This window comes from Streptomyces sp. NPDC005791 (genome assembly GCF_042871485.1).
Taxonomy (GTDB): Bacteria; Actinomycetota; Actinomycetes; order Streptomycetales; family Streptomycetaceae; genus Streptomyces.
Window position 1 is genome coordinate 44,679 of the sequence record NZ_JBIAIP010000009.1, and the last position, 13,291, is coordinate 57,969.

The window sequence follows — 13,291 nt, forward strand, 5'->3', positions numbered from 1 at the left end:
CTTGGAGCCGGGGGCCGTGGGGCGGCCGTGGAGCCGTAGGACCGTGGGGTTCACCCGTTCGTGTACTCCCGTACCGGCACCTGGCGCGGCACCCCGGTGGGCCCGCGGCCCGTCAGCGGGGTGGGCAGCGGCAGACCGGAGGTGTCGTCCAGGAAGACGCGGCGCACCACCCGTTCCGCCGCGTGTCCGTCGTCGTACGGGCAGAACCGGGCCCGGAACGCCGCCCGGCGCTGTGCGGATCGGGGCCCGCGCCAGTGGTCCGTGGCGAAGATCTCGTACAGCTCCTCCTGATCACGGGCCACCGCCCCGGGAGGGAAGACCGCCGGGTCGAAGTACGTGCCACGCGCGCTGTCGTACGCCTGCGCGTCCTCCAGATGCAGGACGACCGGCCGGTCCAGGTTGACGTAGTCGAACATCAGCGACGAGTAGTCCGTGATCAGCGCGTCGGAGGCGAGACAGAGCTCCTCGACGGACGGGTGGGAGCTGACGTCGATGATCCGCGGGTGCCGGGTTCGGCCGGCGGTGGCCCGGGCCGTGGCGTCCAGGTAGTGGGAGCGGACCAGGACCACGAAGTGCGGGCCCAGGACGCGGACCAGCTGTTCCAGGTCCAGGGGGTGCTGCTGGGTCCGCCGGTGGTCCCGGTGGGTCGGCGCGTACAGCAGGGCGGTGCTTCCGTCCGGGACACCCAGGCGTGCCCGCAGTCGTGCGGTCTCCCCGGGGCCCGTGCGGCGGAAGACGTCGTTGCGGGGGCTGCCGTACTCCAGCGTGGTGTACCCGGAGGGGTAGGTGCGCTCCCAGACGAGGGTGGAGTGCTGGTTGGCCGAGAGGGAGAAGTCCCACTTGTCGACATTGCGCAGCAGCTGGTCGAAGTCCATGGCGCCGGCCGCCGCGGGCCGGTGCACGAGGTCGATGCCCATGGTCTTCAGGGGCGTCCCGTGGTGGGTCTGGAGCAGCACCTGGCCGCGTCTCTTGACGAGTCTGCGGTCGAAGTTGACGTTGTTCACGAGGTACTTGGAGCGTGCCAGGGCCGTCCAGTACGCGGCCGTCCCCGGGTGCAGCACGCGGGTCGCGTCCGGCACCGTGTGCGCGTCCTCCGGGTGGCAGATCCAGGAGGTGCGCAGCCCGGGCACCAGGGCCCTGGCCGTGGCCTCCAGTGCCGCGGGGCTGCAGGTGTAGCCGCGGTGCCAGTAGGCGGCGAAGACGGCGTCCCCGCTCCGGACGGGCAGCCGCAGCTGGACGCGGTAGTGCAGCTGGAGTGCGGCCCCGCGCACCACCCGGCGTGCCGCGGTGACCGCGTGCCCGAGCCGGCCGCGCAGCTGCTGGGCGGCCCACAGGGCGCGGTAGGTGCGGTGGGCGCCCAGCCGGAACAGCGCGTGCCGCAGCCGGGTGCGACGGGGAACGGGGGCGCCGGGGGTGCGGTAGCGGCGGCAGTGGGCGCGGGCGCGGCGGAAGAACTCGGCGCGGCTGCCGTGCGGCAGCCGGCCCCGGGAGGTGAAGAGGGTCGAGAAGTGGTCGAGCATCCGGCGGAACATCACCGGGCGCCAGGCGGTGAGTTCGGGGCGGGCGTCGACGAAGGCGAAGACCCGGTCGTACTGGTCGAAGACGTCGAAGTGCCGGTGGGTGGTGGTGGAGAGGATGTTGCCCCTGCGCCGCTGGCGGTACCCGACGCAGACGGCGTCCAGCACGGCGATCGACCCGGCGGCCATCAGCACCGGGTAGGTCCAGGGAGTGTCCTCGTAGTAACCGGGCGGGAAGGTGAAGCCCTCGGCCTCGACGAACGCGCGGCGGTACGCCTTGTTCCAGACGACCATCAGGACCTTGAGCAGCTCGGGCCGCTCCGCGAGCCGGAAGGAGGCGGGGCCGGTCTCGGCGAGGTACCGGGAGAAGGTGTTGCGCGTGCTCTCGCCCGACCAGTACGTACGGGCGTAGTCGTAGACCAGGACGTCGGGGTCGCCGGTGGCCTCCAGACGGTCGGCGATCGCCTGGAGTGCCTCCGGGGCGAAGGTGTCGTCGCCGTCGAGGAAGAGCAGGTAGTCTCCGGCCGCCCTGGCCACACCGGCGTTGCGGGCGGGCCCGAGACCGGAGTTGTGCGGCAGGTGGACGGCGCTGACCCGGGGGTCGCGTACGGCGTACTCATCGGCGATCGGGCCACAGGCGTCCGGTGAACAGTCGTCGACCACGATGATCTCGTAGTCCTTGAAGGACTGGTTCAGCACGGAGTCGAGGCACGCGTGCAGATACGCCTGGACCCGGTACGCGGGCACGATGACACTGAACCGGGGCACAACACATCCAGGGGGCGCTCGCGGGCGGGCAGGTGGCCCGCAAACGGCCGATGGAGTGACTTGGTTACGCGGGATGTGGCATCCGGGGGAAATGCGAGGTAGGGCGGCCCGGTCGAGAATGAACGGGCCGCCCTGGTGTTGACGCACGTATGTGCTGTGTCGACCCGCGCTACTTGACGGCGCCCGCCATCACGCCGGAGACGAACTGCCGCTGGAAGGCGAAGAACACCGCCAGCGGAATCACCATGGACACGAAGGCGCCGGGCGCCAGCACGTCAATGTTGTTGCCGAACTGCCGTACCTGCTGCTGCAGGGCCACGGTGATCGGCGGGGACTCCGAGTCGGCGAAGATCAGCGCGACGAGCATGTCGTTCCACACCCAGAGGAACTGGAAGATGCCGAGCGAGGCGATCGCGGGCCCGCCGAGCGGCATCACGACCCGGGTGAACAGCCGGATCTCGCCCGCACCGTCGAGGCGTGCGGCCTCCAGCAGTTCGCGCGGGATCTCGGCGAAGAAGTTGCGCAGGAGGAAGATGGCGAACGGCAGGCCGAACGCCGTGTGGAACATGATCACGCCGAAGGTGGTCTCGAAGATCCCGATGGTGCCGAAGAGCTCGGACACCGGGATCAGGGCGACCTGCACGGGGACCACCAGCAGCCCCACGACCACCAGGAACCACCAGTCACGGCCGGGGAACTCCATCCAGGCGAAGGCGTAGCCGGCGAGCGATCCGATGACGACCACCAGGAACGTGGACGGAACGGTGATCATGACCGTGCTGAATAGGGAACCGGTGATGGTGGAGTTGTCCAGCAGGCGCTGGTAGTTGTCGAAGGTGAGCTCGGAGGGCGCGGTGAAGACCTTCCACCAGCCGGTCGCGGCGATGTCCTGCGCCCCGCGCAGCGAGGAGAGCAGCAGCCCGATGGTCGGCATCAGCCAGAACAGGGCCACGAGGATCAGGAAGACCCGCATGGCACCGCCCCCCGCACGGGCCGCGATCCGCGTGGCGAGGGACTGCTCGGCCCCTGTGGCCGGCTCGACCCGCGCAACCGGCTCGGCCTCTGTGTTGTTCCCGGTCGTCTTCACCGGCGCCCCTCCTTCCGCATCCGGCGGATGTTGCTGTGTCTTTCCGGGGGGCGACCCCCGGGCCCCCGGCAGGGGGCGGGTGTCGTGCGGGCCCGGGTGCTCACCGGCGCCCCTCCTTCCGCATCCGGCGGATGTTGAACAGCATGACCGGGACCACGAGCAGCAACAGCAGTACGGCGATGGCGCTGCCGACCCCGAGGTCCGCGTCCGTGCCGAACGAGGAGCGGTACAGCTGGAGGGCCAGGACGTTCGCGTCGTCCTGGGAGGAACCCGGCGCGATGATGAAGACCAGGTCGAAGACCTTCAGGACGTTGATCATCAGGGTGACCAGGACCACCGCCAGCACCGGCGCCAGCATCGGCACCGTGATCCGGCGGAACACCTGCCACTCGTTCGCCCCGTCCACCCGCGCCGCCTCGAGGAGTTCGCGCGGCAGACCCGCCAGGCCCGCCGCGATCAGCACCATCGCGAAGCCGGCCCACATCCAGACGTAGCTGCCGATGATGCCCGGCGTCACGAGGGACGGACCGAGCCAGTCGACACCGTTGTACGGTTCCCGGAAGTTGTCCGCCGGAAGCCGGAGCAGGGACCCGTCCGCCGAGGCGGGCAAGGTGAACACACCGTCCGCCCCGGCCGTCGCCGAGGCGACGACCTCGCCGCCCCTCACCGCCTCGACGGTGATGCCCTTGAGGCCGAGCTCCCTCGCGTCGACGACGTTGGGTCTGCCGCCGCCGCCCTTGGCGAAGTCGAGCCAGGCCGTCCCGGTGATCCCGTCACCGGTCGCGGTGGGCGGCTTCGCCGGTTCCGCGTCGCCCGGCATCTTCGCCGGGACCACCCCGACCAGCGGCAGGCTCACCGGCTCACCGGCGCGCACCGTCTCCTTCGTCACGAAGGAACCGCCGCCGCCCGCCTTCAGCGGATGGACGGGCAGCGGATGCGCCTTGGGGAAGCCCGAGGACTGCGCGAACGTGTCGTGCACCCCCACCGCCACGGCGTTGGCGACCCCGCGCTCCGGCGCCTGCTCGTACACCAGCCGGAAGATGATGCCGGCGGCCAGCATCGAGATCGCCATCGGCATGAAGACGATCAGCTTGAACGCCGTACCCCACCGGATCCGCTCGGTGAGCACGGCGAAGATCAGGCCCAGCACCGTGGCGACCGTCGGCGCGAACACCACCCAGACCGCGTTGTTCTTGACCGCGGTGCGGATGGTGTCGTCGGTGAACAGCGCCTTGTAGTTGTCGAGGCCGGCGAAACCGGTCCCGGACTGGTCGAGGAACGAGCGGTAGACGGAGTAGACGATCGGATAGACGACGAGTGAGCCGAGCAGCACCAGGGCCGGCAGCAGGAAGGCCGCCGCGACGGCCCTCCGGGTGCCGGTCACGCTTCTGCGTGAGCGCTCGCCCGTGCCCGTGCCAGGACGCTTGTCGGCGGGCGGCGCGCTGCCGGCGCCCCCCGCTGTCACCGTGGACATCCCGTCAGCTCGTGAACGCCTTGGCCGCGTCGGACTCCAGTTTCGCTTGAGTCCCCGCGATGTCCTTCGGGTTCTTGAGGAAGTCCTGGAGCGTCTTCCACTCACCCTTGCCGGGCGTCCCGCCGAACGACTGCGGTGCCTGGTCGGACATGTCGAACCGGACGTCGTCACCGGCGTCGATCAGCGCCTCGGCGATCTTGCGCTGCACGTCGTCGGGATACGCGGCCGCGTCCAGCGACTTGTTGGGCGAGACGAACCCGCCGGCCTCGGCCCAGATCTTCGCCGCGTCCTTCGAGGCGAGCCAGGTCAGCAGTGCCTGGGCGCCCTTGCCGTCCTTCAGCGCCACGGCCGCGTCGCCACCCGTCACCACGGGTGATTCCGCGCCGACCGCCGGGAAGGGGAACACCTTGGCGTCCGTGCCGATCTTCGCCTCGGTCTGCGCGATGTTGACGGAGACGAAGTCGCCCTCGAAGACCATGGCGCCCTTGGGCTGGTCACCGCCGGTGAACGTCTGGGTGACGGACACGGGGAATTCGGTCTGCAGTGCGCCGTCCGCGCCGCCGGAGATCAGGCCCGGCTTGCCGAAGAGCTCGGCGAGTGTGGTCAGGGCGTCCTTGACGGACGGGTCCGTCCACTTGATCTCGTGCTTGGCCAACTGGTCGTACTTCTCCGGGCCCGCCTGGGAGAGGTAGATGTTCTCGAACCAGTCGGTGAGAGTCCAGCCGTCCGCGCCACCGACCGAGACGGGGGTGACGCCGGAGGCGGAGATCGTCTCGGCCGTGGCGAGGAAGTCCGCCCAGGTCTTCGGCTCGCTCGCGCCCGCGTTCTCGAACGCCTTGGCGTTGTACCAGATCAGCGACTTGTTGGCAGCCTTGAAGTAGACGCCGTACTGGGTGCCGTCGACCGCGCCGAGGTCCTGCCAGACCTGCGCGTAGTTCTGGCCGAGCTGGGCCCGGGCCTCCGGGCCGACCGGCTTGGCCCACTTCTTGGCCACGGCCTGCTGGATCGCGCCCACCTGCGGGAGCATCGCGACGTCCGGGGGCTGGCCGCCCGCGATCTTCGTACCGAGGAAGTTGACGATCGGGTCCTGCGCCGGGACGAAGGTGACCGTGGCTCCGGTGCGCTTCTCGAACTCGTCGAGCACCTTGGTGAAGTTGGTCTGTTCCGGCCCGGTCCAGACCGCGGCCACCGATATCTTCTCGCCCTCCAGCTTCGGCAGGTCGACGGTCGACGGACTGTCCGTGCTCGTGCCGGACCCTCCACCCGCCTCGTCCTCGGCGTCGCCCCCACCACCGCAGCCGGTGAGAGCCAGCGCCCCGATCGCGGTGAACACCAGTGCGGCCCTACGCATGCGAAGGGTTCTGCGCATCCCTTGCCCCGTTTCTCCTGCGCGCGCATGAGCACGGACCGGCACCAACGGTGGGACCCTGCGGTGCCGCTCACGTCTCACATCGTGCGGTTCACGTCGTCCGTGCGCACAGTCCTATGCCCGGCACACCGGGGCCGCAATACCGCCGCCCACGTCAACTCGCTGATCGTGATCGGCTCGTGACGTGAAGTCAGGTGTCGCCTCGTGCGCGGATCCCGAAGCGGCGACGATCAGGGGATCAGCGGAGGGAGTGGCTCCGCGTTCACCGAACGGGCCGCCCTCTCCAGGGCGCTGGCCAGCAGGGCCAGGTCGGTGGGCCCGTTGCCCAGCTCGCGGACCGGCCGACGGGTCGGCGGGTCCCCCATCCGCTCCCACTCCAGCGGTACGACGGTGGGGCGCAGGGTCGCCGTACGCGGGATACGGCCGGTGACGCGGCCACCCTGGAACGGTGTCACCCGCCCGTCCGGATGCCCCAGCCGTCCTCGGCCCGGCGCGGCCTCGTCCGGGGACGGGGGGACGACGGGCGGGTCGAGCACGATGCGCAGCCGCGCGCCCCGGGCCAGCTCGGTGTCCTCGGTGCGGTCCGGGCGGCCCGAGGTGGCGACCAGGTGGACGCCGAGGCGCCCACCGTCCCTGGCCACGGCCTCCAGCACCCGTACGACGGACCCGGCGGACGGGCGGCCGGGGCTGCCGAGCGCCGGGGCGACCAGGGCGTCGAAGTCGTCGGCCAGGACGACCAGCCGGGGCAGGGGGGAGGGACCGGGGTCCACCGGGCGGGCCGCGGTGGTGCGCAGCCGCAGGGTGCCGCTGGGGGGCGATTCGAGGTCACCGCGCTGCTCGGCGGCGCGGTGGCCGGTGAGCGCCTGGGACTCCTCGTACCGGGCGTGCCATTCGGTGAAGTCGAGCGTGCCGAGGAGCTCCGCCCGGCGCTTCAGTTCGCCGCCCAGCGCCTGGGCGAACTCCCGCATCCGTACGGGTTCGGAAGCCACCAGGTGGGTGAAGGCGTGGGGCAGCTCCGTGCAGGGGCGCAGCCCTTCGCCGCGCTCTCCGTGCTCGCCGCCCGCTCCGTCGATGAGGAGGATGCCGAGCCGGTCGGGGCGGGCGGCGGAGGCCAGGGAGGCGGCGACGGCGCGCAGCAGCTCCGTACGGCCGCTGCCGGCGGGGCCCTCGATCAGCAGGTGGGGCCCTTCGTCGGCCAGATCGACGGAGAGCGGGCCGCGCGGGCCGGCGCCGAGCACGATCACGGGCCGTCCCGCGTAACCGGAGGACGCGCCCGTGGGCCCGGTGTCCGCTGCGCCGGTGTCGCGCCGCTGCGCGCCGATCCGGGGGGATCCGCTCCCGGCCAGGGGGGTGTAGGCCGAGAGGCCCGAGCCCGAGCTGGTCGGTCCGCTGCTCCGGGACGGGGTGTGCCCCGCATCGGGGGACTCGCGCTGCACGCCCACCCGGGGCCCGGTGCTCAGGGTGCGGCCGGAACCCGTCGTGTCCAGGTCCGCGGCGCCGGGCGGGGGCGTACGCACCGTCGCACCCGGCTGCTCCTCGGCCGTGGAGGCCCAGCGTGCCATCAGGGAGGCCGGGGTGGCCCTGGCGAGGCCCAGCTCGTCCAGCAGCCGGGCGGACGGGGGCAGGGCGGCGGCCATGGGCCGCCCGGGCAGGGAGGCCGCGCCCTCGTCGCGCAGCGGGGCGAGGGCGCGCGCGAACCGCTCCGCCCAGGCAGCCGACACGGCGTCCACCGCGGCGACGGTGCCGTGGCCGGCGGTCTGGCCGCCCGCCGTGCGCAGCAGCCGCAGTGCGGTCGCCACATCACCGCTCAGCATGGCGACCGCTCCGCACTCGCGGAAGGCGATCGAGGCCCGGCAGGCCGTGTCGTACGTCGCGGCGACGGGGGACGTCGGGGAGGCGGCCGGGGTCTCGGCCAGGCAGATGAGGTGGATTCCGGCGGCGGCTCCCGATCCGGCCAGCCCGGCGGTGGTCTCGCGCAGGGCCGAGGAGCCGGGGTCGCCGTCGACGAGCACCACGGTGTACGGCCCGGTGTGGTGGAGGGCGGCGTCGGCCACGGCGGACCGGTCGGCGCTCGCCCAGCCGGAGCCCAGCGGGCCCTCCTCCATACGGCGCACCAGCTCGGCCGCCCGGGCGTCCGCCTGCTCACGGTCGTACGCGAGGAGGAGGCGGCAGTCCTGACCGTGCATGGGACGCAGGTGGGGCAGCCAGCCGAGCCAGGACCACTCGCGCCGCCGCTCCTCGAGGCTCCGGGCCCGGTCCGTGCTGATCAGCACGATCTCCAGGTCGAAGGGGGAGTGCAGCGCGGCGAGCTGCGCCACGGTCGAGCGGGCGAGTCCGGACAGCCGGTCCCGTGGTCCCGCGAGCCCGAGCGATCCTGCCTCGCGGAGCCCGACGGTGACCGGCACGGCGGGCAGGTCGGCGCGCTCCGTCGTCCCGAGCCGTACGACCAGGGCCTCGGGGTGCGCGGCGTCGCGCTCCCAGAGGCGGGGGCCGGGGCCGAGCGCCGTGAGGAGCACGGCCGCCGGGTCCGGCCAGGTCCCGGCGGGGGCGGCGGGGGAGCGGAAGGGTGCGGTGGGGGCGTACGGGGCGGACGCGGAATCCGGTCCGCCGACCGGTGTGCCCACGGGCGGCGCCCCGTGGGCCTGCTCTCCCTTGCCGCCGGTCAGCCGCCGCGCCCAGGCCCCTATTCCGCCGCGTCTGGCGGGCTCTCCGTGGGCGAGGACGGCGCCGCGGCCATGGGTGGTGGCCTGCGGCGGGAAGGGCGCGCCCCGGGGCGTGCCGTGGCCGGACGGACCGTCGTAGACCTGGTGCGTGCCGTCGTAGGTGTCGAGGGTGCCGTGCCCGGCGGGGGCGGGGCTGTAGGCATGGCCGTGCCCCTCGTCGCCGGCCGGTCCCGTCTCGGGGCCCCCGGCTCGTCCCGCGACGCCGCCCGCGGCCTCGGGACGGGCCACGCGTAGATGGCCCTCGCCGTCCGGTGTCGTCGTCAGCGTGGGCGTGCGGTCGCCGGGGGTGAGCCGGAGGGTGGACTCCCCGAGCCGCAGCAGAGCGCCCGGGACCAGCCGGACCGGGCGGTCGCGCACGTCCGTGCCGTCCAGCGAGGTGCCGTTGGTGGAACCCAGGTCGGCCACGGACACCCGGCCGTCGGAGGCGACCGCCACCGCACAGTGCAGCCGTGACACGTCGGGGTCGTCGAGAGGGACGTCCGCGTCGGCGGAGCGGCCGATCCGGATCTGGCCGCCGTGCAGCAGATGGACGCCGCCGGCGTCGGGGCCCGCGATCACATGCAGCCGCGCGGGCACGGCGTCGTCGGTCGCCTCGTCGTCGCCGGGCACCTGGAGCGAGAGCACCGTGCCGTCCACGAGGGGCGGCTCGCCGAGGGCGCAGCGCTGCGGGTCGAGCCGCTCCCGCCCGGCGTACAGCACGGTGGCGCCGCCGCCCTGCGATCCCTCCGGACCGCACACCGCGGTGGCCAGGGCGGAGGCGACGGCCGCGAGGGCCGTCCCCGCGGGGGCGGTCACGAGCACGTCGCAGGCGCGCGCCGGGGTCTGGCCGCTGCGCGGCGCGAGGACGGTCAGCCGGATCTGCATCGCCGTCAGCGGTCCCTTCTGCGCGGGGTGCCCGGCAGGGGAAATGCCCGGTGATTCCCCCCACCCGGCCGGACGCGTCGTCCGGTACAGGTCGTCACGGAGCGTGAGGCTCCCGACCTCACGGTTCCGTGCTGGAGGCATCCTCGCACCTGCCACTGACAACACGCCCGGGGGTGACCGCTTAGTGATCATGAATGGCCGAGTGTGGGCGTAAAAGTGTCTGCTTGGTCCTGCCCGGGACGTGCTGCACACTCGTTCGGCAACCAACCCTTTCGGGTCTGCGTCTTCCTGCCGAGCACGGCGGCAACACGTCCGGAAGGACGGCAGGCCTGTGCCCCGTACGGCGGCATTAGAGTGGGCCGGAACATCCGGGCGGGCTCGGGGGACTCGCGAAGCACAACGATCAGCAGGGAGCGCATGACGTGCGGCCGGTAGGCAGCAAGTACCTGCTCGAGGAGCCGCTCGGACGCGGCGCCACGGGCACCGTCTGGCGAGCCCGCCAGCGGGAGACCGCGGGCGCCGAGGCGGCCGTCGCCGGGCAGCCCGGCGAGACCGTCGCGATCAAGGTGCTCAAGGAGGAGCTCGCCAACGACGCGGATGTCGTGATGCGGTTCCTGCGTGAGCGCTCCGTGCTGCTGCGGCTCACCCACGCGAACATCGTGCGCACCCGGGACCTCGTCGTCGAGGGCGACCTCCTCGCCCTGGTGATGGATCTGGTCGACGGTCCCGACCTGCACCGTTACCTGCGCGAGAACGGCCCGCTCACCCCGGTCGCCGCATCGCTGCTCACCGCGCAGATCGCGGACGCGCTGGCCGCGAGCCACGCCGACGGTGTCGTGCACCGCGACCTGAAGCCCGCCAACGTGCTGCTCGACGAGCGTGACGGCCAGATGCACCCGATGCTCACCGACTTCGGCATCGCACGCCTCGCGGACTCGCCGGGGCTGACCCGGACCCACGAGTTCGTCGGCACACCCGCCTATGTCGCGCCCGAGTCCGCCGAGGGCCGTCCGCAGACCTCCGCCGTGGACATCTACGGCGCGGGCATCCTGCTGTACGAGCTGGTCACCGGCCGTCCGCCGTTCGCGGGGGGCACCGCGCTCGAGGTCCTGCACCGGCACCTCAGCGAGGAGCCCCGGCGCCCCGGCAACATCCCCCTGCCGCTGTGGACGGTCATAGAGCGCTGCCTGCGCAAGGACCCGGACCAGCGGCCCAGCGCCGTGAACCTCGCCCGCGCGCTGCGCACCGTCGGCGCGGGTGTCGGTGTGCACGCGAACTCGGCGCAGATCGCGGCGGCCGAAGGTGTCGGCGCCCTGCTCGCCCCCGACCCGGCGCCCGCCGCCGTCCCGGAGACCCCGGGCGCGGCCGACCCGACCCAGGTGCTGCCGAGCAACGCCGGCTCGTACGACCCGGCGGCCCCCACCAGCGTGATGCAGCAGACTCCCGGCGGAGGCGGTGGGGCCGACCCCACCGCGCTGATGCCGCCCGTGCCGCCCCGCCCCGACGGTCCCCCGCAGCCCGACGAGCCGCACCCCTGGCAGTCGCAGCTCCGGGCCGCCCGGGACCGCAACGAGCAGACGCAGGTCCAGTACCTCGACCCGAACCAGGACCCGCTGCGCCGCCGCCCCCAGCGCCAGCAGCCGCCGCAGGCCCAGCAGCCCCAGCAGCCCCAGCAGCCCCAGCAGCAGCACGCCCCGCAGTACCCGCAGCAGCAGCCGCAGCGCTACCAGCAGCAGCAGCAACAGCAGCAGCGGCCTCCACAGCCCCAGCGCCAGCAGCCGCAGCGCCAGCAGTACGCGCCCCCGCAGCAGCCGCCGCCCCAGCCGCCCGCCCCGCGCCAGCCGAGGCAGCGCAGCGCCAACCCGATGCGCATCCCCGGCCTCGGCTGCCTCAAGGGGTGCCTGTTCTCCGTGGTGCTGCTGATCGTCGCCGGCTGGCTCATCTGGGAGCTCACGCCGCTCCAGGACTGGGTCGCCCAGGGCAAGAGCTTCTGGGACGCCATAGGGGACGGCATCAGCAACGTCACCGACTGGTTCCAGGAGCTCGGCGGGAGCGGTTCCGGCGACACGACCGGTCAGTAACGCCCCCGCTCCACGTCTTTGTCGACTTCTGCGGGCGCGATTCGCCCGCAGAAGTGAAGGTTGGCGCCATCCAGGGCACGCACTACCCCGTTCGCCGCGTAACTTTGTCGACCGGGGGTCAACGCCAGCCGCTGAGGGAGCAGTCTTGGCACGGAATATCGGCAGCCGGTACACCGCCCACCAGATCCTGGGGCGCGGCAGCGCCGGCACGGTGTGGCTCGGCGAGGGGCCCGAGGGCCCGGTCGCCATCAAACTGCTCCGCGAGGACCTCGCGTCCGACCAGGAGCTCGTGGGCCGCTTCGTACAGGAGCGCACCGCCCTGCTCGGGCTCGGTCATCCGCACGTCGTCGCCGTCCGCGACCTCGTGGTGGACGGCACCGATCTGGCCCTGGTCATGGACCTCGTGCGGGGCACCGACCTGCGCACCCGGCTGGACCGCGAGCGCCGCCTCGCACCGGAGGCCGCCGCGGCGATCATCGCGGACGTCGCCGACGGGCTCGCCGCCGCGCACCGCGCCGGAGTGGTCCACCGCGACGTCAAGCCGGAGAACATCCTGCTCGACATGGAGGGCCCGCTCGGCCCCGGCGGTTCGCACCCCGCGCTGCTCACCGACTTCGGCGTCGCCAAGCTGATCGACACCCCGCGCCGCACCAAGGCCACCAAGATCATCGGTACGCCGGACTACCTGGCCCCCGAGATCGTCGAAGGCCTCCCGCCGCGTGCCGCCGTGGACATCTACGCCCTCGCGACCGTGCTCTACGAGCTCCTCGCCGGCTTCACCCCCTTCGGCGGCGGCCACCCCGGGGCCGTCCTGCGGCGTCATGTGACCGAGACGGTCGTCCCGCTCCCGGGCATCCCCGAGGAGCTCTGGCAGCTCCTGGTCCAGTGCCTGGCCAAGGCCCCGGCCTCCCGGCTGCGCGCCTCCGAGCTCGCTACCCGGCTGCGCGAGCTGCTCCCGCTCCTGTCCGGGATACCCCCGCTCGAGGTCGACGAGCCGGACAGCGAGGCCGAACCGCAGACGTACGACGAGCAGCAGTACACCCCGGCCCCCGCGGAGCCCCGCCGCCGCGGCGCGGTCCCGCTGGTGCCCGGCTCCTCCCCGGACTCCAACCGGGACACGCACACGAGCATGCGCGTCCCCGCCCCGGACGAACTCTCCGGAGGCCCGCTCGGCACGGCCCGCGCCCCGCGCGCCCCCGGCCGGCCGCGCCCCGGCTCCGCCCGGAACAAGTCGGCGGCCGTCCGTAAGCGCCGGATCACCCTGGGTGTCGCCGCGGTCGCCCTGTGCGCGGCGATAGGGGTGGGCGGCTGGCTCGCCACGAGCGGCGGCGATTCGGGGGCCTCCCCCGAGGACACCCGGAACTCGGCGCCGACGGCCCCCTGAGAGGCGACCGGAAAGGCCCGGGAT

7 protein-coding genes are annotated in these 13,291 nt (G+C 73.0%); 2 read left to right on the forward strand and 5 right to left on the reverse strand.

The features are described from left to right. Positions 1–50: 50 nt before the first annotated feature. From ACFYSH_RS18745 to ACFYSH_RS18765, 5 genes are all read right to left on the reverse strand, one after another. Positions 51–2,285, reverse strand: coding sequence for a CDP-glycerol glycerophosphotransferase family protein (locus tag ACFYSH_RS18745; protein ID WP_388753728.1), 2,235 nt, complete (start codon positions 2,283–2,285; stop codon positions 51–53). A 169-nt stretch (positions 2,286–2,454) separates the two neighbouring features. Continuing rightward, entirely contained in the window at positions 2,455–3,372 is a 918-nt protein-coding gene (locus ACFYSH_RS18750) for a carbohydrate ABC transporter permease (RefSeq protein WP_388753731.1), read from the reverse strand. A gap of 100 nt (positions 3,373–3,472) precedes the next feature. After that, positions 3,473–4,846, reverse strand: a complete 1,374-nt coding sequence (locus ACFYSH_RS18755; protein WP_388753735.1) for a carbohydrate ABC transporter permease — start codon at positions 4,844–4,846, stop codon at positions 3,473–3,475. 4 nt (positions 4,847–4,850) lie between these two features. Continuing rightward, on the reverse strand, positions 4,851–6,215 hold the full coding sequence (locus ACFYSH_RS18760; RefSeq protein WP_388753739.1) for an ABC transporter substrate-binding protein: 1,365 nt from the start codon (positions 6,213–6,215) through the stop codon (positions 4,851–4,853). A gap of 230 nt (positions 6,216–6,445) precedes the next feature. Then, positions 6,446–9,802 (reverse strand): FHA domain-containing protein, encoded by a 3,357-nt coding sequence (locus ACFYSH_RS18765; protein WP_388754182.1) that lies wholly within the window; start codon positions 9,800–9,802, stop codon positions 6,446–6,448. Between the two features lie 422 nt (positions 9,803–10,224). Here ACFYSH_RS18765 and ACFYSH_RS18770 point away from each other — a divergent pair, with 422 nt between their 5' ends. Both ACFYSH_RS18770 and ACFYSH_RS18775 read left to right on the forward strand, forming a co-directional pair. Next, on the forward strand, positions 10,225–11,883 hold the full coding sequence (locus tag ACFYSH_RS18770) for a serine/threonine-protein kinase (RefSeq protein WP_388753741.1): 1,659 nt from the start codon (positions 10,225–10,227) through the stop codon (positions 11,881–11,883). A gap of 145 nt (positions 11,884–12,028) precedes the next feature. Then, entirely contained in the window at positions 12,029–13,267 is a 1,239-nt protein-coding gene (locus ACFYSH_RS18775) for a serine/threonine-protein kinase (RefSeq protein WP_359471428.1), read from the forward strand. Positions 13,268–13,291 lie beyond the last annotated feature (24 nt).